Origin of the sequence: Haloactinopolyspora alba (assembly GCF_003014555.1) — a bacterium.
GTDB lineage: Bacteria > Actinomycetota > Actinomycetes > Jiangellales > Jiangellaceae > Haloactinopolyspora > Haloactinopolyspora alba.
Genome location: NZ_PYGE01000035.1, coordinates 1 through 21,177, shown reverse-complemented (window position 1 = coordinate 21,177; position 21,177 = coordinate 1). Strand labels below are relative to the sequence as shown.

Here is a 21,177-nt window from a genome sequence, read left to right as displayed (position 1 = left end):
TACGTACCTCCGGCGCCCTCGGTGACGTCGGCGGGCATCGACGTCCGCTCGAGCGGATCGTCTCCAGGTCCACGACCGCTGTGCCTGTGCGCTGCGCCTACGAACGACGCAAGGGGTGCCTTTGCGGCCGCTGGTGCGGTGACAGCGTTCTCGCTGTCACCGCACCAGCGAGCTGACACGTGGTCCGTCTGCAGCCTCGCCAAGCCGCGGAGAGCGCGCTGGGGCTGACTGTCCACAAGTGCCGCCATCTGGTTGGTCCGTCCACAGATGAGGTCTTGCCCGTCGCCACACCGACACGTGGTCTGCTCCGATGAGGCCATGCAGGACGACGAAGCTCCCCAGCCGCCTCTCACCGTGTCCGGCTGGCCGTCTTGGGGCCATCCGGGCGCCGACCGCGACCCGGGCACCCGAATCGAGTTGCGCAGTGCCGGGGTCGTTCTCCGGACCGCCCGGGCGCATGCTGGGCTCAGCCAACGTGATCTGGCCGAGCGCGCCCGGCTCGCGCACTCCACCATCGAACGCATCGAGAGGAACCGGTCGTCGCCACGGTGGTCGGTCATCAACCGAGCCGTGGCCACGTGCGAACTGCGCTTCGCCTTGGTGATGCCGGACGGCGGGGTGATCGACTACGCGCCGCTCGTGCTCGACCGCAACGCGGCCTTTCGTCGTTATCCGGCGCACCTGATGGTGTATCGGGTGGAGAAGCCGCATCAGTGGTGGAACGCCGACGGTCGGCAGACGCGAATCGTCACGCTCGACGAATGCCCGCCGTACAGCTATCGCCACTGGTGGCGGACACGAGACCGGAACGAGCGGCCGCCCGGTCTGTTCGGATCCACCTAGACTCGGACGGTGACCGTGCTGTCAGCGCATCGATGATGCGCACAGCGGCGGGCAGTGTCGCCGACTCACGGCAGCAGGTGGTCCTCCACGTACCGGGGCCGGGCGGCCAGCAGCCCGAAAACCACCATGGCCAGCGCCACCGCGATCATCATGCCGCTCGACACCGCCCACCCGCCGGTCAGGTCGTGCAGCAGGCCGAAGACGAACGGGCCGAGCGTCGCCAGCACGTATCCGGCGCTCTGACCGAACGCCGACAGCGCCGTCAGCCCCGAAAGCGTCCGTGCGCGCAGCGTCACCATCATCAACGTCAGCGGGAACGCGCCGCTGCCGGCGCCGAGGACGACCGCCCACACCCAGAGTCCGTCCGCGGGACGCACGATCAGGCCGGTGTAGCCGACGACGTAGCAGGCGCCGAGCGCGACGATCAACGCCGGCAGCCGCGCCTGCCGCCGGGCGAGGGCCGGAACGACCGCGGCCATCGGAAGCCCGGTTCCCACGAACAGTGCGACCGCGCTGCCCGCGACGGGCAGATCGACGCCGGCGTCCACCAGGATCTGCGACAGCCAGCCGGTGAGCACGTACGCGTGCATCGACTGCATGCCGAAGAACAGCGCCATCGACCACGCCACGCGGTTGCGAACCAGGCTGCGTAGCCGAATGCGACCGTCGTCGTGCTGGGACTCCGGCCCGTCGCCCGCACGTTCGCGGATCAGCAGGGCGACCCACGGCACCAGTGCGAGGCAGGCCAGGATGCTCCAGCTGCCGAGTCCGGCACGCCACCCTCCGTCCAGACCCCGACCGATCGGCACCGTCAGGCCGGACGCCGCGGTGGCACCGGCGAGCATGCAGGTGGTGTAGATGGCGGTCACGGCCGGCACCCGCCCGGGGAACAACGTGCGCACCAGGCGCGGCAGCAGCACGTTGCCCATCGCCATCCCCGCGAGCGCCAGCACCGAACCCGCGAACACGGCCGCGACCCCGGGCACGGTCACCCGGAACAGCTGCCCGGCGATCATCGCGACGAGCCCGGCGGCGACGGTGCGCTGCGGGCCGAACCGGGCCGAGATCGCGGGTGCGGTGAGTCCGAAGACCACGAAACACAGCCCGGGCAGCGCGTTGAGCAGGCCGGCGACCGTCGCAGACAGTCCGAGGTCGGCTCGGACCTCGGGGATGACCGTGCCCATGCCGTTGGCCGCCGGGCGCAGGTTGAGGCTGATCAGTGCGATCGCCGAGACAGCGAGGAGCGCGCCCGGGCGGACGCGGACTGCGCCGATCACGGCCGGCCGAGCCGGCGGCGTAGCCACGCCAGTGTGCTTGCGTGCTGGGCGCCCTGGAACGCGCGCAACGTCGGCAGGCCCGGAGGGGCCGGTCGGCGGGAAGCCTCGGCGAAGAAGCCGGCCATTCCGGCGACGAACGCCGTGACCACCTCCGGGGCGAGGCCGTCAACCAGCGGGTGCCCGGACAGGTACGGCTCCGGGTCGTGGCCGTGGAAGGCGGCGTTCTTCAGCAGCGCGACGGAGTCGATCCAGGCGGCGCCGCGGACTGCCCACGGCCAGTCGACGAACCAGACGTCGTCGCCGGCGAGCAGGATGTTGTCCGCGCGCAGGTCGAAATGGACCAGCGTGTCGCCGTCGACGTGCTCCAGCGCGGACTCGGCCAGCGCGGCCAGCTCGGGCAGGTGCCGCGCCTCCCACGGATCGAGGTCGTCCGGCGGGTGCCGTTCCAGCTCGCGGTAGCTGAGCATCGTGTCGCGGATGGCGGTGTTCGCCGGTGGGGCATCGGGCACCGGACACGGCGTGAGCGTGCGGGACAGCCGGGTGACCGCCGCGAGTACGCGCTCGAACTCGTCGGTGCGCCAGGGGTCGTGCGGCATCCGCCCGTCGATCTCGTCGAAGACCATGGCGACCCAGTCGCCGTCGTCGTACGTTCCGCGCAGCCGGGGGACCGGAGCGTCAGCCGGGAGCTGTCGCGTCACCTCGGCCTCGGCGCGGTGGATGGCGGGGGAGTCGTGGTTGAGCGGCGTTCCGACAGCCTTGACGAACACTCGGGTTCCGTCCGCGCACCGCACGCGCGCCGCGAGCCCGGGAGAGAATCCGCCGGCCTGGTTGACGGCGTCGACCACCGGGGAACCGAGCAGGCCGTCGATGCCGGAACGCACCCGCTCCGGCAGATCATGCCATCGTGCCCGCACACCGGCGGCGACATGCTGATTGCCCATCGCCCCATGGTCGCGGAGCGTTCCGTGCCGCGCACGTGCATTTGTCGCGCATCGAGGCGAGCGGAGTTGCATGGTCATGCGTCACACTGCATACTCATGTCCATGGGTTTGACGGTAGCGGTTGCGGGCGCCAGTGGCTACGCCGGGGGCGAGCTGTTGCGCTTGGTGCACGCGCATCCGGAGATGGAGGTCGGTGCCGTCACCGCGCATTCGAACACCGGTACCCGGCTCGGCGAGCATCACCCGCATCTGATCGAGCTCGCCGACCGCACCCTCGAGCCGACGTCCGCCGACGTACTGTCCGGGCACGACGTCGTCGCGCTGGCGTTGCCGCACGGCGCCTCCGGTGAGATCGCGGCGCGGCTGCCCGACGACGTGCTGGTGCTGGACTGCGGCGCCGACCACCGCCTGACCGACCGGGCAGCGTGGGAGCACTTCTACGGCACCGAGCACGCCGGGGCGTGGCCCTACGGCCTGCCGGAGCTGATGCGCGCCGACGGCGAGCGGCAGCGCACCGCACTGCACGGAGCACGCCGGGTGGCGGTGCCCGGGTGCAATGTCACGGCTGTGACGCTGGCGATGGCGCCCGGGCTGGCCGCGGGGGTCGTCTCCGCCGGCGACATCGTGGCTGTGCTGGCGTGCGGGCCGTCCGGCGCCGGCCGGTCGCTGAAACCGCACCTGCTGGCCGGCGAGATCATGGGCGCCGCGACGCCGTACGCCGTCGGCGGCGGGCACCGGCACGTGCCGGAGATCGAGCAGAACCTCGCCGCGGCGAGCGGCGCCACGGTGCGGCTGTCGTTCACGCCGACGCTGGTGCCGATGAGCCGTGGCATCCTCGCGACCGTCACCGCGCCGCTCACCGGTTCGGCCACCGCCGCGCGCGACGCCTGGGCCGAGGCCTACGCGGACGAGCCGTTCGTGCACGTCCTGCCGGAGGGGCAGTGGCCCACCACCGCCGCGGTACTCGGCGCCAACACCGCGCACGTGCAGGTGACCGTCGACGAGCGCGCCGGCCGGGTGGTCGCGGTGGCGGCCATCGACAACCTGACCAAAGGCACCGCCGGCGCCGCCGTCCAGTCGGCGAACATCGCACTCGGCATGCCCGAGACGCTCGGCCTGCCCACCAGCGGGGTGGCCCCGTGACCAGCCGTACGCTCACACGTGAGGAGGCGCACCCATGTCGGTGACCGCCGCCGGCGGCTTCCGTGCCGCCGGTACCGCCGCGGGGCTCAAGCCCAGCGGCACGCCCGACGTCGCTCTGGTGGTCAACGACGGGCCGCGCCGCGACGCCGCCGCCGTGTTCACCTCGAACCGCTGCAAGGCCAACCCGGTGCTGTGGAGCGAGCGCACCGTGACGGACGGCCGGCTGAACGCCGTCGTGCTGAACTCCGGCGGCGCGAACTGCTACAACGGCCCGGAGGGTTTCCAGACGACGCACGCCAGCGCGGAGCTCGTGGCCGAGCTCGTCGGCGGCGGCGCGTTCGACGTCGCCGTGTGCTCCACCGGCCTGATCGGGCAGCAACTCGACCGGCCGCTGCTCGAGAACGGCATCAAGGCCGCCGCCGGCGCCCTGGACGGCGACGGCGGACACGCGGCGGCCGAGGCGATCTTGACGACCGACTCGGTCGCCAAGGAGGCCGTCGTCGAGCGGGACGGGTGGGCCGTCGGAGGCATGGCCAAGGGCGCCGGGATGCTGGCCCCCGCACTGGCCACCATGCTCGTCGTGCTGACCACCGACGCGGTCGCCGAGCCGGCGGACCTGGACGCCGCGCTGCGGGCCGCGACCGCGTCCACGTTCGACCGGCTCGACACCGACGGCTGCATGTCCACGAACGACACCGTGTTGCTGCTGGCCAGCGGGGCGTCGGGCGTCTCGCCCGGACGCGCGGCGCTGACCGCAGCGGTGACGACGGCCTGCGCGGACCTGGCGCGGCAGTTGTGGGTGGACGCCGAGGGCTCGCACCACGACATCCAGATCGAGGTCACCGGAGCTGTGACCGAGGCCGACGCCGTGGAGGTCGGACGCGCCGTGGCGCGCAGCAACCTGTTCAAGGCGGCGGTGTTCGGCGGCGACCCGAACTGGGGAAGGGTCCTCGCCGCCGTCGGCACCACCGGCGCCGTGTTCGAGCCGAACGACATCGACGTGGTGATGAACGGCGTCCGGGTCTGCCGGGCCGGCGGCACCGAACTGGCGTCCCCGTCGACCGATGTGGACCTGTCCGGACGGCACGTGCACGTGCTGGTCGAGCTGAACGCGGGGGAGCGGGCCGCGACCGTCCTCACCAGCGACCTCACGCACGACTACGTGCACGAGAACGCGGCGTACTCGACGTGACGGCGGCGAACGCGCCCGTGGGGCACGAGAACGCGCTGGCCAAAGCCGGTGTGCTGGTGGAGGCGCTGCCCTGGCTGAAGCGGTTCCACGGCAAGACGGTGGTGGTCAAGTACGGCGGCAACGCGATGGTCGACGACGAGCTCAAGCGCGCGTTCGCCGACGACATCGTGTTCCTCCGGCTGGCCGGGATCAGGCCGGTCGTGGTGCACGGCGGCGGCCCGCAGATCTCCTCGATGCTGGACCGGCTGGATATCGCCAGCGAATTCCGCGGCGGCCTGCGCGTCACGACGCCGGAGGCGATGGACGTCGTGCGCATGGTGCTCGTCGGCCACGTCGGCCGCGAGATCGTCGGGCTGATGAACGCGCACGGCCCGCTCGCGGTCGGGCTGTCCGGCGAGGACGCGGGGCTGTTCACCGCCGAGCGGCAGGCGGCGATCGTCGACGGCGAAGAGGTGGACATCGGGCTGGTCGGCGACGTCGCCGAGGTCAACGCGGAGGCGGTGCGCGACCTGATCGACGCCGGGCGGATCCCGGTGGTGTCGTCGGTGGCGCCGGACGCCGACGGCGTGGTGCACAACGTCAACGCCGACACGGCCGCGGCGGCACTCGCCGTCGAACTGGGCGCCGAGAAGCTCGTCGTGCTCACCGACGTGGAGGGGCTCTACCGCGACTGGGACGCGGCGTCGGCTTCCGACGGCGCCGGACCGGAGATCGTCACCGAGATCACGGCCGACGAGCTGACGACCCTGGTGCCGACGCTGGCCGCCGGCATGGTGCCGAAGATGCGTGCGTGCCTGCGTGCCGTCGACGGCGGGGTGCCGGAGGCGACGGTGATCGACGGCCGGGTCCCGAACTCGTTGCTGCTCGAGGTCTTCACTGATCAGGGCGTGGGCACGATGGTCGTGCCCACGCGGACACGGAGCGGACATCAAGCGGATATCAAGCGGGGGAGTGATCGCGGAGATGACGATTGATCCGCAGCAGGTGGACACCGTCGACGCGGCGGAGCGGCCGGCGCAGGCGGTCGTGCCCGGACTCGTCCCGAGCGGGCCGGACAGCAACTCGGCCCACTGGAGCGAGCGGCACGGTCACGCGCTGATGAACACCTTCGGCCCGCCGCAGCGTGTCCTGGTCCGCGGCGAGGGCTGCCAGGTGTGGGACGCCGACGGGCGCCGTTATCTCGACCTGCTCGCCGGACTGGCGGTGAACTCGCTCGGCCACGCGCATCCGCTGCTGGTCTCGACGGTCACCGTCCAGCTGGCGACGTTGGGTCACATCTCGAACTTCTTCGCCAGCGCGCCGCAGGTCACACTGGCCGAGCGGCTGCTGGAGCTGCTCGGTGCCGACGGCGCGGGGAGGGTGTTCTTCACCAACTCCGGCACCGAGGCCAACGAGACCGCGTTCAAGATCGCACGCCGCACCGGGCGGTCACGCATCGTGGCGGCCTCCGGAGGTTTCCACGGCCGCACGATGGGCGCACTGGCGCTGACCGGCAAACAGTCGATCCGGGAGCCGTTCGAGCCGCTGCCGTCCGGGGTGGAGCACGTGCCCTATGGCGACGTCGGTGCCCTCGACCGTGCGGTCGACGGCGACACGGCAGCCGTCGTGCTCGAGCCGATCCAGGGCGAGGCCGGAGTCGTGGCGGCGCCGGCCGGCTACCTGGCGGCCGCACGCGAGATCACCGCGCGGCACGGCGCGTTGCTGGTCGTCGACGAGATCCAGACCGGCATCGGGCGCACCGGTGACTGGTTCGCCCACACCGCCGAGGGCGTCGTACCGGACGTGGTGACCGTGGCGAAGGGCCTGGCCGGCGGGATCCCGATCGGCGCGTGCGTCGCGCTCGGCGCTGCCGCGGACCTGCTGGGGCCGGGTTCGCACGGGACGACGTTCGGCGGCAACCCGGTGGCCGCGGCCGCGGGGCTGGCGGTGCTGCACGCGATCGAGCGTGACGAGCTGCTGGCCAACGTGGGGTCCGTGGGTGCACGGTTGCGCTCCGGCGTACTGGGTCTGGAGCACCCGCTTGTCCGCGACGTCAGCGGTCGTGGCCTGTTGCTGGGCATCGGCCTGACCGCGGCGGTGGCGAAGGACGCCGCAGCGGCGGCTCTCGAGGCGGGGTTCATCGTCAACGCGGTCGCGCCGGACACCATCCGGCTCGCGCCGCCGCTGATCATCACCGCTGAGCAGGCGGACGAGTTCGTCTCCGCGCTGCCCGCGGTGCTCGACACGGCCAAGGAGGCATGATGGTGCGGCATTTCCTGCGCGACGACGACCTCTCGCCGGCCGAGCTGGCGACGGTCCTGGACCTCGCGGACGAGGTGAAGGCGGACCGGTTCGCGCGCCGTCCGCTCGACGGGCCGCGCTCGGTGGCGGTGATCTTCGACAAGCACTCCACTCGCACCCGGGTCTCGTTCAGCGTCGGCATCGCCGAGCTCGGCGGCTATCCGCTGGTCATCGATGCGCAGACGTCGCAGCTCGGGCGCGGCGAACCGATCGGCGACACCGCGCGGGTGCTCGACCGGCAGTGCGCGGCGATCGTGTGGCGCACGTTCGAGCAGTCCCGGTTGGAGAGCATGGCTGAGATGGCGCGGGTTCCCGTCGTGAACGCGCTGACCGACACGTACCACCCCTGCCAGGTCCTGGCAGACCTGCAGACCGTCCGCGAGCGGCACGGCGGGCTGGCAGGGGCGACGCTGACCTACGCCGGCGACGGCGCCAACAACATGGCGCACTCGTACCTGCTCGGTGGTGCGCTGGCCGGGATGCACGTACGGATCGCGTCGCCGGACGGATACGCGCCGGACGACGAGATCCTGCGGCGTGCCGGCACGATCGCCGCGTCCACCGGCGGCTCCGTCGCGCACGTGACCGACCCGGCGGACGGCTTCGCCGGAGCCGACGTGCTGGCCACCGACACCTGGGTGTCGATGGGACAGGAGGCGGAGCAGGAGAGCCGGGAGGCGCCGTTCGTCCCGTTCGCGCTGACCAAGGCCGCGCTGGACGCCGCGGCGCCCGACGCCGTGGTGCTGCACTGCCTGCCTGCCTACCGCGGCAAGGAGATCGCCGCCGACGTCATCGACGGCCCGGCCAGCGCGGTCTGGGACGAGGCGGAGAACCGGCTGCACGCCCAGAAGGCGCTGCTCACCTGGCTGCTTGAGCAGGACGCGACCACCGGGCCGGTGCCGGGCGCGCCTGCGGATCCGCGGGGAGGCCCGTATGGCTGAAGCGCCCGTCGCCACCACCCGGACCGCGCGTCATCAGCGCATCGCGGCGATCCTGGGCCGTCAGCAGGTCCGCTCGCAGCCGGAGCTGGCGACACTGCTGGCCGAGGACGGAATCGCCGTCACCCAGGGCACGCTGTCCCGCGATCTCGACGAGCTCGGTGCGGTGAAGGTCCGCGCCGGGTCGGGCTCGCTGGTCTACGCGCTCCCCGGCGAGGGCGGCGACCGGACGCCCCGTGCCGGCGAGCAGGCTGCCATCGACGCCCGGCTGATCCGGGTGTGTGAAGAGACGCTGGTCTCGGCCCGCGCCTCGGCGAACCTGGTCGTGCTGCGAACCCCGCCCGGGGCCGCGCAGTATCTCGCGTCCGCGATAGACCATGCGGCGCGCGCGGACATCCTGGGCACCATCGCCGGTGACGACACGGTGCTCGTCATCACGACCGATCCACAAGGAGGTGACGCGGTGGCCGCCTGGTTCCTCGACCTGGCCGAGCACACCGTCGCCCCCGGACAGACCATCGAAGACGCAGGAGGCGGCACGTGAGCAAGGTCCTGACATCCCTGCCGAAGGGAGAACATGTCGGCGTTGCCTTCTCAGGAGGGCTGGACACGTCCGTGGCGGTGGCCTGGATGCGTTCCAACGGCGCGGTTCCGTGCACGTACACCGCCGATATCGGGCAATACGACGAGTCCGACATCTCAGGTGTGCCGGACCGTGCGTTCGAGTACGGCGCCGAGATCGCCCGCGCGGTCGACTGCCGCCGCGAACTGGTCGAGGAAGGCCTCGCCGCGCTGGCGTGCGGCGCGTTCCACATCCGCTCCGCCGGGCGCGCGTACTTCAACACCACGCCGCTCGGCCGGGCGGTCACCGGCACCATGCTCGTCCGCGCCATGCACGAGGACGGCGTCGACATCTGGGGTGACGGGTCGACGTTCAAGGGCAACGACATCGAGCGGTTCTACCGCTACGGTCTCCTCGCCAACCCGGCGCTGCGCATCTACAAGCCGTGGCTGGACCCCGAGTTCGTCGCCGAGCTCGGTGGCCGGGACGAGATGAGCCGATGGCTCAGCGAGCACGGGCTGCCGTACCGGGACTCGGCCGAGAAGGCCTACTCCACCGACGCCAACATCTGGGGCGCGACCCACGAGGCCAAGACGCTGGAGCACCTGGACATCTCCCTCGAGACGGTCGAGCCGATCATGGGCGTGAAATTCTGGGACCCGTCGGTGGAGATCGCCGCCGAGGACGTCACGATCGGGTTCACCGCAGGGCGCCCGACGTCGGTCAACGGTGTCTCCTACGACGATCCCGTGCAGCTGGTGCACGAGGTGAACGTCATCGGCGGCCGGCACGGCCTGGGCATGTCCGACCAGATCGAGAACCGGATCATCGAGGCGAAGTCCCGTGGCATCTACGAGGCGCCCGGCATGGCGCTGCTCTGGATCGCCTACGAGCGGCTGCTGAACGCGGTCCACAACGAGGACACCATCGCGAACTACCACACCGAGGGGCGCCGTCTGGGCCGGCTGCTCTACGAGGGCCGCTGGCTGGACCCGCAGGCGCTGATGACCCGCGAGTCGATTCAGCGCTGGGTCGCCTCCCTGGTGCACGGGACGGTCACGTTGCGGCTGCGCCGGGGCGAGGACTACACGGTCCTGGCCACGGAGGGCCACAATTTCTCCTACCACCCCGAGAAGCTGTCGATGGAGCGGGTGGAGAACGCCGCGTTCGGCCCGACCGACCGGATCGGCCAGCTGACCATGCGCAACCTCGACATCGCCGACTCGCGAGACAAGCTGGAACTGTACGCCGCGCAGCCGCTGGAGCAGGGACACGTGCTCGTCGAGCACGGAACCCTGTTCGGTGCGCTGCCCGCCGGCGGCGCCGACCGGATCGCGGCCAACCCCGCGGTGAGCGGCGAGGAGGAAGCGGCGGCCCTGGACGACGCGGCGATGGAGTTCGGCGTTGACTGAGCCGGGCGGTGGGACCGCGAACGAGGCCAAGCTCTGGGGCGGGCGGTTCGGCGGCGGGCCCGCCGCCCCGCTGGCGGAGCTGTCCAAGAGCACCCGGTTCGACTGGCGCCTCGCGCCGTACGACATCGCCGGGTCGAAGGCGCACGCCACCGTGCTGAACCGGGCCGGGCTGCTCACCGACGGCGAGCTGGCCGCGATGGTCGACGGGCTGGACGTCCTCGCCGCCGACGTCGACTCGGGGGCGTTCTCACCGGCGGGCGGCGACGAGGACGTGCACACGGCGCTGGAACGAGGGCTGATCGAGCGAGTGGGCCCGGACCTCGGCGGCAAGCTGCGCGCCGGCCGGTCGCGCAACGACCAGGTGGCCGCGCAGTTCCGGATGTACCTGCGCGACAGCGCGCGGGTGGTCGCCGGCCAGGTGCTCGACCTCGTCGACGCGCTGGCCGAACACGCCGACCTGCACCTCGGCGTCGCGATGCCCGGACGGACGCACCTGCAGCACGCGCAGCCGGTGCTGCTGTCGCACCACCTGCTGGCGCACGCGTGGGCGCTGCTGCGCGACGTCGACCGGCTGCGCGACTGGGACCGGCGCACCGACGAGTCCCCGTACGGCTCGGGCGCGCTCGCCGGGTCCTCGCTGGACCTCGACCCCGAGTACGTCGCGTCGATGCTGGGCTTCTCGACGTCGGTCGCGAACTCGATCGACGGGACGGCCGCACGGGACTTCGTCGCCGAAGCGGGGTTCGTGTTCGCGATGACCGGCGTCGACCTGTCGCGGCTGGCCGAGGAGGTGATCCTGTGGGCGACGAAGGAGTTCTCGTTCGTCGAGCTGGACGACGCCTGGGCCACCGGATCGTCGATCATGCCGCAGAAGAAGAACCCGGACGTCGCCGAGCTCGCCCGCGGGAAGTCGGGACGGCTGGTCGGCAACCTGACCGGGCTGCTGACGACGCTGAAGGCGCTGCCGCTCGCGTACAACCGCGACCTGCAGGAGGACAAGGAGCCGGTGTTCGACTCCGCGGACACGCTGACGGTGCTGCTGCCGGCGTTCACCGGCATGGTGTCGACGCTGCGGTTCGACACCGACCGGATGGCCGAGCTGGCGCCGCAGGGTTTCTCGCTGGCCACGGACCTCGCCGAATGGCTGGTGCGGCAAGGGGTGCCGTTCCGGTCGGCGCACGAGATCGCCGGGTCGTGCGTGCGTACGTGCGAGGAACGCGGCATCGAGCTGTGGGACCTGACCGACGACGACCTCGCGGCGGTGTCGCCGGAATTGACGCCGGCGGTCCGGGAGGTGCTGTCGGTGGCCGGGGCGCTGGCCTCGCGTTCGGCCAAGGGCGGTACCGCCCCGGACCGGGTCCGCGAGCAACTGACGGAAGTCCGTACCGAGATCGAGGTGGGCCGGGCCTGGGCGGCCGGCGTCCAGCCGGCTGGGACACGTACGTCGGGGTGAGCGGGATGACGCCGCAGCCACCGCCCCGCTCACCCCACTGAGCGCCGGACGGCGCTGGTCAGACGCTCTTGTGCATGCCACCGTCCACGACGTGGTCCACGCCGGTCAGGTAGCTGGCCCGATCCGAGGCGAGGAACAGCACCGTGTCGGCGATCTCCTCGGGGGTCGCGATCCGGCCGAGCGTGATCGCCATCGACTCCGGCAGCACCCGATCCAGGAGATCGTCCGCCGTCGTACCGGCCTGGGCGGCCATCACGTCCGCGAACGCGCCGGGGGCGGTCCACATCGGCGTCCGCACCGGCCCGGGCGAGACCGAGTTGACACGGATGCCGCGTGGAGCGAACTCCTCGGACAGCGCCTTACTCAGGTTGGTCATCGCCGCCTTCGCCGCGCTGTACGGGGCGATGACCGGCGCGGGAAGCCGGGCGTTCAGCGAACTCACGTTCACGATCGCGCCGCCGCCGCGCTCGAGCATCACCGGGATCGCCGCCCGTGAGGTCCGCACGGCGCTGAAGAAGGTGACGTCGAAGACGCGCTGCCAGGTCTCGTCGTCGAACTCGAGGAACGACGGCGCCGGCTCGCTGGCGCCGACGTTGTTCACCAGGATGTCGACGCCGCCGTAGGTCCGCCGGGCCGCCTCGACCAGCTCGGCCGGCCCGTCGGCGTGGGCGAGGTCCACGTCCACCGAGGTGACCTCGTGTGTGTTCCGCAGCGCGGCCAGCTCGTCGGTCGACGTCCGCGACCCGACCACCACCCGTGCGCCCTCCTCGGCCAGTGCGCGTGCCGTCGCCAGTCCGATGCCCTTGCTGCCGCCGGTGAGCACGGCGACCTTGTCTTTGATGTCGAGTTCCATGCCTCCAATCTGCCGCCGTCCCGGCGCCGCGGCTGGCGCAAATCGGCCACCGCGTTCCGGCCCGTACCGGCGGCCGGCGTGAGGCGTCGGCGGGACGGTGCCGGACTGCCCGCGCGAGGGGGTAGCGTCGGGACCATCGACGAGTCACGGCGGCGTGCGCCCTGCCGCACGTCCGGCCGTCGGACGAGAAGGAGCCGGTCATGGTGCACAGTTCCCGCACGATCGACCCGACCGACACCCAGGACGACAGGGTGGCGGCGCTGTCGCTGACAGCGGCCTACACCTATGCCTATCTGCCCACCGTTCTGGACGACGAGGGGCGCGCGAAGGATCAGCCGGCGGTGTTCAACGGTCATCTGTGGCCGCTACGGGCCGACGCGCACCCGACCGCGGCGATGGCCGACGACCTGGCCGAGCTCGAGTCCGCCGGGCTCCTGTGCCGCTACGTCGTCGAAGGGCACGAGTACGTGCACGACCCGGAGTGGAAGCGCCGCCAGAAGATCGACCGGCCGGAGCGTTCGGCCCTGCCCCGGTGCCCGGTGCACCACTCGCCGCTGGACGACTTCGCGGCCTCGCTGGGACGGGTTCCCGGGCAGGTCGGCACCGCCCTCGGTGACGCCGCGTCCCGGTTCGACGCCGCCCGTGTCGGCGACGCGGTCTCACGCCTGGTCGAGACCGCGACCTTCCCCGTCGACCCGGGCAAGGCCGCCGACTACGGGCAGCGGATCCGGGACGTCTTCAGCGGCGGGGAGGCCGGCGCCGGCGCCGAACGGCGGAGCGACACGTCCGGCGCCGGTGACGACGCCGGCACGGACGAGGAGGACATCCGCGTCGAGCGCGCCGCCGAACCGGCGAGCGAGCCCGCGAGCGGCACGGAGGCTCAGCCGGACGCGGGTGGCGAGCGCACCGACGAACGGAGCGGCTCGCCGGACCCCGGCGTCTGGAGCGACGTCAGCGACGACCCCACCCGGAACTGAGGCGGACGAAGGGTCGGTGTGCCCGGCCGGTTGGGACACCTGACCACGCCGATCGATGCGTCAGGTAGTGACCCCGGCGGGCCGGCTCAGCGCTCGTGCGGCTGCAGTGTCGTCTGCCAGCGGATCGACCCGTCGACCCCGACGAGCCGGACCGTCAGCTCGGCGGTCTCGCCGTCGATGCCCACCTCGCCGACGAACTGGTAGCCCTCGGCCGGCGACGCGTTGGGCGCCGGCGGCGCCTCGACGAACACCGCCTCCGGCCCGAACGTCGGGTCCAGCGTGTTCGGACCGAACGCACCGGCATTCAGCGGACCGGACACGAACTCCCAGAACGGGTCGAAGTCGGTGAACGTCGCCCGCTCGGGGGAGTAGTGGTGCGCCGCCGTGTAGTGCACGTCGGCGGTCAGCCAGACGTGGTTGCGGATGCCGTGCCGCTTGAGGAACGACAGCACCGGCGCGATGTCCAGTTCCCGCCCGGCCGGGGCGCCGGGCCGGCCGTTCGCGACGCCTTCGAGCACGTCGCCGTCCGGGACCACCAGACCCAGCGGCAGGTCCGCGGCGATGACCTTCCAGACGGCCGGCGAGCGGCGCAGCTCGTGCTTCAGCCACTCGGTCTGCTCGTGGCCCAGCACGCCGCCGTCCGGGACGGTCTCCGTGCCGTCGGTGTTCGGATCCTTGTGCGTGCGCATGTCCAGCACGAAGACGTCGAGCAGCGGGCCGTAGCTGATGGTGCGGTACAGCCGGTTCTCCCGGTCCGGCCGCGTCGGCTCGACCGGCAGGTACTCGAAGAACGCCCGGTGCGCCCGCGCGGCGAGGACGTCCACGCGCTGCTCGGTGTAGCGCTCGTCGTCCAGGACCTCACCCGGGTACCAGTTGTTCGTGACCTCGTGGTCGTCCCACTGGTTGATCTGCGGGGTCGCGGCCAGGAACGTCCGCCAGTTGTCGGCGAGCAGGTTGTACTTGTACTGGCCGCGGTACTCGTCCAGGGTCTCGGCCACCTTCGTCTTCTCGGGGACGACGAGGTTGCGCCAGGTGGAGCCGTCGGGGAGGGCGACGGTCTCGGCCAGCGGGCCGTCGGCGTAGACGGTGTCCCCGCTGCAGAGGAAGAAGTCGGGATCCAGGTCGATCATGACGTCGGCCATCCGGAACCCGCCGAGGTCGGGGTTGACGCCCCAGCCCTGGCCGGCGATGTCGCCGGACCAGACGAAGCGGACGTCGCGGCGGCGGCTCGGCGCCGTCCGGAGCCGACCGGTGACCGGCTCGCCGGTGGCGTGCGTGTCCGGGTCCTGCGGCCGGATGCGGTAGAAGAGCTCGGTGTCCGGCGGCAGCCCGCGCAGCCGAACCTTGCCGGTCAGGTCGGTCTCCGGCAGCACGACGCCGCTGCGGGTGCGGCGCGGGTGGCGGAACGAGGGGTCACGGGACAGTTCGACCAGCAGGCGGGCGGGCCGGTCGGACCGGGCCCAGACGGTGCCGGTGGTGTGTCCCACGTCGCCGGCCTGCACGCCGTGGGTCAGCGCCGGCACCCCCGTGCGGACCAGCGCTGGGACGTCGCGGCGCGCGACGGCGGGTGTGCCGCCGAGCGCCGTCGTGCCCAGAGCACCGGCGCCGACGGCGAGTGAACTGGTGAGCAGCGAGCGTCGAGTGAGTTCAGCCATGACCGCATGCTGGTGCCGGAAGAAGACAGGTCGGTGTATTCCGGGTAGGGCGCGGGTGAACGCTGGCTCGGCGAGGCCACAATGGCGGTGTGTCCCGTTGGGTGTTGCACGTCGACCTCGACCAGTTCATCGCCGCGGTCGAGGTGCTGCGCCATCCCGAGCTGCGCGGGCTGCCGGTCGTGGTCGGTGGCGACGGTGATCCCACCAAGCGCGGCGTGGTCAGCACCGCGTCGTACGAGGCCCGGCGGTACGGCGTCGGCTCCGGCATGCCGCTGCGCACGGCCGCGCGCCGCTGCCCGGACGCGGTCTTCCTCCCGGTCGACCGCGCCGCCTACGAGGCCGTCTCCGACGAGGTGATGCGGACGCTGAAAGAGTTCGGCGTGGTGGAGGTTCTCGGCTGGGACGAGGCGTTCGTCGCGGCGGACGACACCTCGGATCTCGGCGACACGGCGCGGCGCATCCAGCAGCGGGTACGCGAGTCCACCGAGCTCGACTGCTCGGTCGGCATCGGACAGAACAAGCTGCAGGCCAAGCTGGCCACCGGGTACGGCAAGCCCGCCGGCGTGTTCCGGCTGACCGGCGACACCTGGTTCGAGGTGCTCGGCGATCAGCCCACCGACGCGCTGTGGGGCATCGGCGCGAAGACCGCACGACGCCTCGCCGACATCGGCATCCACACCGTGCGCGAGCTGGCGGCCGCCGACCCGGACGTGGTCGCCGCGCGGATGGGACCCACCATCGGGCCGTGGCTCGTGCGCATCGGACAGGGCCGGGCGAGCTCCCGGGTCACCGACAGCCCGTACGTCGTGCGTTCGCGCAGCCGCGAGACGACGTTCCAGCAGAACATCAGCGACTGGGACGAGGTGCGGCGCGAGGTCGTGACGCTGGCGCACCGGGTGGTCGACGACGTCGTCGCCGAGGGCCGTCCGGTGATCCGGGTGGTGGTGAAGGTGCGGTTCGCGCCGTTCTTCACGCAGACACACGGCCACGCGCTCGACTCCGCAACCAGTGACGCCGCGCCGATCGAACGGGCGGCGCTCGCCGCGCTGGACATGTTCACCGATCGCCGCCCGGTGCGGCTGCTGGGCGTGCGCGCCGAGTTCGCGACCTGACGCGTCGCGCGTGGCCGGTGCTCAGCCGGCGGGCTGCGTCGACACCGAGGCGGCGCGTTCCTCCAGGAGCTTGCGCTCGCGGCTGTTCTGCGTCAGTTCGGCGGCGCGCAGGAACTCCGCACGTGCCTCGTCGCCGCGGCCGAGCTTCGTCAGCAGGTCACCGCGGACGCTGGGCAGCAGATGGTAGGTCTTCAGGGTGGGTTCCGCGGCCAGTTCGTCGACGAGGCGCAGGCCGGCCTCGGGGCCGTATGCCATGCCGAGCGCGACCGCCCGGTTCAGTTCGACCACCGGCGACGGCGTGAGCCGGGCCAGGGCGAGGTACAGCGCAGCGATCCGGGCCCAGTCGGTCTCGTCGGCGGTGCGTGCGCGGGCGTGACACGAGGCGATGGCGGCCTGCAGCACGTAGGGGCCGGCGGGCTGCTCGAGCGCCTGGGCGCGGTCGAGGGCAGCCAGACCGCGGTTGATCAGTAGCTGGTCCCACCACGCGCGGTCCTGGTCGAGCAGCAGGACCGGATCGCCCGAGGTGGAGGTGCGCGCGCGCAGCCGGGACGCCTGGATCTCCATCAGCGCGACCAGGCCGTGGACCTCCGGCTCGGCCGGCGCCAGCTCCGCGAGGACGCGGCCGAGGCGCAGCGCGTCCTCGCACAGCGCGGGACGTACCCAGTCGTCGCCGGCCGTTGCCGAGTACCCCTCGTTGAAGATCAGATAGACGACCTCGAGCACGGACGCCATCCGGGCGGTGCGGTCGTCGCCGGTGGGCATCTCGAAGGCGACGTCGTGCTTGGTGAGTGTCCGTTTGGCGCGGACGATGCGCTGGGCGACGGTCGACTCGGTGACGAGGAACGCCCGTGCGATCTCTTCGGTGCTCAGCCCGCCCAGCGTCCGCAGCGTCAGCGCCACCCGCGCCTCGGTCGACAGCACCGGATGGCAGGCGGTGAAGATCAGCCGGAGCAGGTCGTCGCCGAAATCGTCGTCGATCGCGTCGTCGAGGTCCGGCTCGGCGCGGGACTCGAGGTCACGGCCGAGCTGTTCCTGTTTGCGTTCGAGCCGCTCCTGCCGGCGGAAGTGGTCGACGGCGCGGCGCTTGGCGACGGCCATGAGCCAGGCGCCCGGGTTGTCCGGGACGCCTGACTCGGGCCACTGCTCCAACGCGGAGACGAGCGCGTCCTGGGCCAGATCCTCGGCCAGGCCGAGGTCGTGAACCATGCGGCCGAGTCCGGCGATCAGCCGGGGCGACTCGATGCGCCAGACCGCGTCGATGGACTGCGAGATGTCCGGTGCCGTCACCCGCCCTATCAGAGCAGGATCAGTAGGTGCGCTGCAAGGACGGCGCGACCGCCGTGGTCAGCCCTGCTGCTCGCGCAACTGCTGCCCCTGCTCACGCAGCTGCTGTTCCTTCTCTCGCAGCTCCGGGGTGAGCTCGTCGCCGAAGTCCTCGGCCTCGAACACCGGGCGGATCTCGATCTCGAAGTCCGGACCGCCCGACGGGCAGCGCTTGACCCACTCCACGGCCTCGTCGAACGACTTGACCTGCCACAGCCAGTAGCCGGCGACGACCTCCTTCGTCTCGGTGAACGGCCCGTCCACGACGGTGGGGGAGCCGCCGGAGAACTGCACGCGGGCGCCCTTCGAGCTGGGCTGCAGGCCGTCCCCGGCGAGCATGATGCCGGACTTCACCAGCTCCTCGTTGTAGGCCATCATCGCGGCGAGCTCTTCCTCGCTGGGCATGACGCCGCGCTCGCTGTCCTCGTTCGCCTTCATGAACACCATGACTCGCATCGTGCTGCCTCCTCTGTGACCCGGGCCCGGCCGCCGTTCGGCCGGATCGAACCCGCGCTTCGTCCATGCGTCGAACACATGATGCGCGGATCGACACGGCACCGGAACATTTTTCTCGCCGGCTTCGGACCCGCCGGTTCCCGTGCGGCGGCGGACCGGATACTGGGGGTGTGAGTGGCGCGTCGAAACAGCAGGTCATCAGCCGGAGCCGGCTCGCGCGGCCGGGGCTGGAGGTAGCGCCGGACCTCCTCGGGTGTGAGCTGCATCACATCACGTCCGAGGGTGTGGTGTCGGTGCGGCTGACCGAGGTGGAGGCGTACATGGGCGCCGACGACCCCGGTTCGCACGCGTACCGGGGACGTACCCGGCGCAACTCAGTCATGTTCGGACCGGCCGGGCACCTCTACGTCTACTTCACCTACGGCATGCACTTCTGCGCCAACGTCGTCTGTGGCGACGAGGGAACCGCGACGGCGGTCCTGCTGCGCGCGGGTGAGGTCGTGGCCGGCCGCGAGCTCGCCTACGCCCGGCGGCGCGCGGCGGGCTCGGTCCGCACCGACCACGACCTCGGCCGCGGACCGGCGCGGCTGACCGTCGCGCTGGGCCTGGACCGGCAGTACGACGGTGTCGACATCGTGGACGGGGGGCCGGTGCGGCTGGTGGCGCCGGCGGATGCGGGGACGGCGGACGTCTCGACCGGCCCGCGCGTCGGTGTCAGCGGCCCGGGCGGCGACGGCGACGCGCACCCGTGGCGGTTCTGGATCACCGGCGACCCGACGGTGTCGCGCTACCGCCGGGCCTGACGGCTCGGCCACGGCGACGTCGCGCCGGCCTTGGTGGCAGTCGCGGCACCCGCGGGTGGGCGGCCGGCGGCGCGGTGGCCGATACTCGAGTACGGCAGGACCGGCGGCTGCATGACCATGGAGCCGCCGAACAGGTACGACGGACCGTGAGGAGCGCGGCGAAAAGTGACCGACATTCTGGACGAGTTGCACTGGCGTGGGCTGATCGCGGAGTCCACCGACGAGCAGGCGCTGCGCGCCGAGCTGGCAGCCGGTCCGATCACCTATTACTGCGGGTTCGATCCCACGGCACCCAGCCTGCACATCGGCAACCTCGTCCAGTTGCTGGCGATGAGCCGGTTTCAGCAGGCGGGAAACACGCCGCTGGCCCTCGTCGGCGGCGCCACCGGGCTCATCGGCGATCCGAAGATGACCGGCGAACGGACGTTGAACGACCGGGACACCGTCGCCGGATGGGTGGAGCGGATCCGCCGGCAGATCGAGCCGTTGCTCGACTTCGAGGGGACGTACGCCGCCCGGATGGTCAACAACCTGGACTGGACCGCCGAACTGTCGGCCATCGACTTCCTGCGCGACGTCGGCAAGCACTTCCGGGTCGGGCGGATGATCGCGAAGGAGTCGGTGAGCGCCCGGCTCAACAGCGAGCAGGGGATCAGCTTCGCCGAGTTCAGCTACCAGATCCTGCAGGGGATGGACTTCCTCGAGCTGTACCGGCGATACGGGTGCCGGATGCAGACCGGCGGCCACGACCAGTGGGGAAACCTGACCAGCGGCGTCGACCTGGTTCACCGGGTCGAGCGTGACTCGGTGCACGCGGTGGCCACGCCACTGATCACCAAGGCCGACGGGACGAAGTTCGGCAAGACCGAGGCGGGAACGGTGTGGCTCGACCCCACGATGACCAGCCCGTACGCCTTCTACCAGTTCTGGGTCAATGCGGACGACCGCGACGTCGTCTCGTACCTGAAGGTCTTCAGCTTCCGCGACCGCGACCAGATCGCCGAGCTCGAGAACGAGGTGGCGCAACGGCCGGCCGCACGTGCCGCGCAACGGGCACTGGCCGAGGACGTGACGGCGATGGTGCACGGACCGACCGAGACGGCCAAGGCGGTGGCGGCCTCGCGTGCGTTGTTCGGCATGGGCGCGCTCGAGGAGCTCGAGGCGGACACCCTGCGGGCGGCGCTCGACGAGGCCGGCGCGGCGAGGCTGCCCGTGGGAGACGAGCTGCCGACGTACGTCGAGCTGCTCAGCGAGGCGGGCGTCGTCGACTCGCGTTCCGCCGCGCGCCGCGCGCTGACGGACGGCGGCGCGTACATCAACAACCGGCGGCTCCCTGCCGAGACCGCGCCGGACGCCCGGCCGGAGCGGGACGAGCTGTTGCACGGGCGTTGGCTGGTGCTGCGACGCGGGAAGCGGACCGTGGGCGGTGTCGAGCTGGTCTGAGTGTGCCGGTTGCCGGGCGTGGTGACGCGCCTCGGCAACCGGCTCCGACTTGCCGCCGTGACCTGGGCGGATGCGGTGCCCCGCGGCCGTCCTCGCCGGGGGTGCGGCCGCGACTTGACTCGGGCCCGCGAAGGTCGTAAGTTTCTCTTCGGCCCACGGGGGTGCGGGACGCCGAGACGGCGGCCGGCCTCGTGGAGTCACCTCCGAACATCACCGTCCGGCGATCACGGATCGTCGGCTCGATGACGTGACGAGATGGGCCTCATCGGCTTCGCCGCTCGATTTGAAACAGAGCGTGAAGACGAGGTAAGCTCAAAGAACAGTTCGGGCGGACGGCCTTCGGGTCGGCCGACATTCGGATCGAATCGCAGAAACAGCGAATTTGACTGAATGTTCGAACAACTCGTAAAGTAACATTTGAACGTCCCATCTGATGCTCTTGGCGGGGTTGTGGTGGGTGCGTCCGATTCTTGAGAACTCAACAGCGTGCCAAATGATTGTCGATGCCAATTGT

General features: G+C 71.6%; 19 protein-coding genes. 13 read left to right on the top strand and 6 right to left on the bottom strand.

The annotated features are described in order from the left end of the window. The first annotated feature begins 318 nt into the window (after positions 1-318). The gene (locus tag CLV30_RS25550) at positions 319-843 is read left to right on the top strand and encodes a helix-turn-helix domain-containing protein (protein ID WP_165358570.1); all 525 of its coding nucleotides are present in this window, start codon (positions 319-321) and stop codon (positions 841-843) included. Positions 844-908: 65 nt separating this feature from the next. Here the strand turns inward: CLV30_RS25550 and CLV30_RS25545 are convergent, their stop codons facing one another. Continuing rightward, a complete protein-coding gene (locus tag CLV30_RS25545; protein WP_129710969.1) occupies positions 909-2,120 on the bottom strand; it encodes an MFS transporter in 1,212 nt (403 codons plus the stop codon). Next, positions 2,117-3,061 (bottom strand): phosphotransferase family protein, encoded by a 945-nt coding sequence (locus CLV30_RS25540; RefSeq protein ID WP_106540078.1) that lies wholly within the window; start codon positions 3,059-3,061, stop codon positions 2,117-2,119. Before CLV30_RS25540 ends, CLV30_RS25545 begins: the two co-directional genes overlap by 4 nt. 96 nt (positions 3,062-3,157) lie before the next feature. Between CLV30_RS25540 and argC the strand changes: the two genes are divergently transcribed. The 8 genes from argC (at position 3,158) to argH (ending at position 12,041) form a co-directional block, all read left to right on the top strand. Further along, on the top strand, positions 3,158-4,204 hold the full coding sequence (argC, locus tag CLV30_RS25535; RefSeq protein ID WP_106540077.1) for an N-acetyl-gamma-glutamyl-phosphate reductase: 1,047 nt from the start codon (positions 3,158-3,160) through the stop codon (positions 4,202-4,204). Positions 4,205-4,238: 34 nt separating this feature from the next. Then, a complete protein-coding gene (gene argJ / locus CLV30_RS25530) occupies positions 4,239-5,396 on the top strand; it encodes a bifunctional glutamate N-acetyltransferase/amino-acid acetyltransferase ArgJ (RefSeq protein WP_106540076.1) in 1,158 nt (385 codons plus the stop codon). Further along, on the top strand, positions 5,393-6,370 hold the full coding sequence (argB, locus tag CLV30_RS25525) for an acetylglutamate kinase (RefSeq protein WP_170119663.1): 978 nt from the start codon (positions 5,393-5,395) through the stop codon (positions 6,368-6,370). The genes argJ and argB overlap by 4 nt, the downstream gene beginning before the upstream one ends. A 124-nt stretch (positions 6,371-6,494) precedes the next feature. Further along, a complete protein-coding gene (locus CLV30_RS25520) occupies positions 6,495-7,637 on the top strand; it encodes an acetylornithine transaminase (protein ID WP_420841989.1) in 1,143 nt (380 codons plus the stop codon). After that, positions 7,637-8,617: an ornithine carbamoyltransferase gene (argF, locus tag CLV30_RS25515; RefSeq protein ID WP_205740733.1), complete on the top strand. Its 981-nt coding sequence runs from the start codon at positions 7,637-7,639 to the stop codon at positions 8,615-8,617. Before CLV30_RS25520 ends, argF begins: the two co-directional genes overlap by 1 nt. Then, positions 8,610-9,158: an arginine repressor gene (locus CLV30_RS25510; RefSeq protein ID WP_106540075.1), complete on the top strand. Its 549-nt coding sequence runs from the start codon at positions 8,610-8,612 to the stop codon at positions 9,156-9,158. Before argF ends, CLV30_RS25510 begins: the two co-directional genes overlap by 8 nt. Continuing rightward, entirely contained in the window at positions 9,155-10,588 is a 1,434-nt protein-coding gene (gene argG / locus CLV30_RS25505; RefSeq protein WP_106540074.1) for an argininosuccinate synthase, read from the top strand. The genes CLV30_RS25510 and argG overlap by 4 nt, the downstream gene beginning before the upstream one ends. Next, positions 10,581-12,041, top strand: a complete 1,461-nt coding sequence (gene argH / locus CLV30_RS25500; RefSeq protein WP_106540073.1) for an argininosuccinate lyase — start codon at positions 10,581-10,583, stop codon at positions 12,039-12,041. The genes argG and argH overlap by 8 nt, the downstream gene beginning before the upstream one ends. A gap of 58 nt (positions 12,042-12,099) precedes the next feature. Here the strand turns inward: argH and CLV30_RS25495 are convergent, their stop codons facing one another. Further along, on the bottom strand, positions 12,100-12,894 hold the full coding sequence (locus tag CLV30_RS25495; RefSeq protein ID WP_106540072.1) for an SDR family NAD(P)-dependent oxidoreductase: 795 nt from the start codon (positions 12,892-12,894) through the stop codon (positions 12,100-12,102). A gap of 200 nt (positions 12,895-13,094) precedes the next feature. Here CLV30_RS25495 and CLV30_RS25490 point away from each other — a divergent pair, with 200 nt between their 5' ends. Next, positions 13,095-13,871, top strand: a complete 777-nt coding sequence (locus tag CLV30_RS25490) for a hypothetical protein (RefSeq protein ID WP_106540071.1) — start codon at positions 13,095-13,097, stop codon at positions 13,869-13,871. Between the two features lie 86 nt (positions 13,872-13,957). Here the strand turns inward: CLV30_RS25490 and CLV30_RS25485 are convergent, their stop codons facing one another. Further along, positions 13,958-15,526, bottom strand: a complete 1,569-nt coding sequence (locus CLV30_RS25485) for an alkaline phosphatase D family protein (protein WP_106540070.1) — start codon at positions 15,524-15,526, stop codon at positions 13,958-13,960. A gap of 89 nt (positions 15,527-15,615) precedes the next feature. On the opposite strand from CLV30_RS25485, the gene CLV30_RS25480 reads away from it, so the two are divergent. Further along, on the top strand, positions 15,616-16,638 hold the full coding sequence (locus CLV30_RS25480) for a DNA polymerase IV (protein WP_106540069.1): 1,023 nt from the start codon (positions 15,616-15,618) through the stop codon (positions 16,636-16,638). Positions 16,639-16,659: 21 nt separating this feature from the next. Here the strand turns inward: CLV30_RS25480 and CLV30_RS25475 are convergent, their stop codons facing one another. Continuing rightward, positions 16,660-17,937 (bottom strand): RNA polymerase sigma factor, encoded by a 1,278-nt coding sequence (locus tag CLV30_RS25475; protein ID WP_420841990.1) that lies wholly within the window; start codon positions 17,935-17,937, stop codon positions 16,660-16,662. Between the two features lie 45 nt (positions 17,938-17,982). After that, the gene (locus tag CLV30_RS25470; RefSeq protein ID WP_106540067.1) at positions 17,983-18,417 is read right to left on the bottom strand and encodes a YciI family protein; all 435 of its coding nucleotides are present in this window, start codon (positions 18,415-18,417) and stop codon (positions 17,983-17,985) included. Positions 18,418-18,587: 170 nt separating this feature from the next. On the opposite strand from CLV30_RS25470, the gene CLV30_RS25465 reads away from it, so the two are divergent. Beyond that, positions 18,588-19,220 (top strand): DNA-3-methyladenine glycosylase, encoded by a 633-nt coding sequence (locus CLV30_RS25465; protein ID WP_211300121.1) that lies wholly within the window; start codon positions 18,588-18,590, stop codon positions 19,218-19,220. A gap of 165 nt (positions 19,221-19,385) precedes the next feature. After that, on the top strand, positions 19,386-20,663 hold the full coding sequence (tyrS, locus tag CLV30_RS25455) for a tyrosine--tRNA ligase (RefSeq protein WP_106540064.1): 1,278 nt from the start codon (positions 19,386-19,388) through the stop codon (positions 20,661-20,663). Positions 20,664-21,177 lie beyond the last annotated feature (514 nt).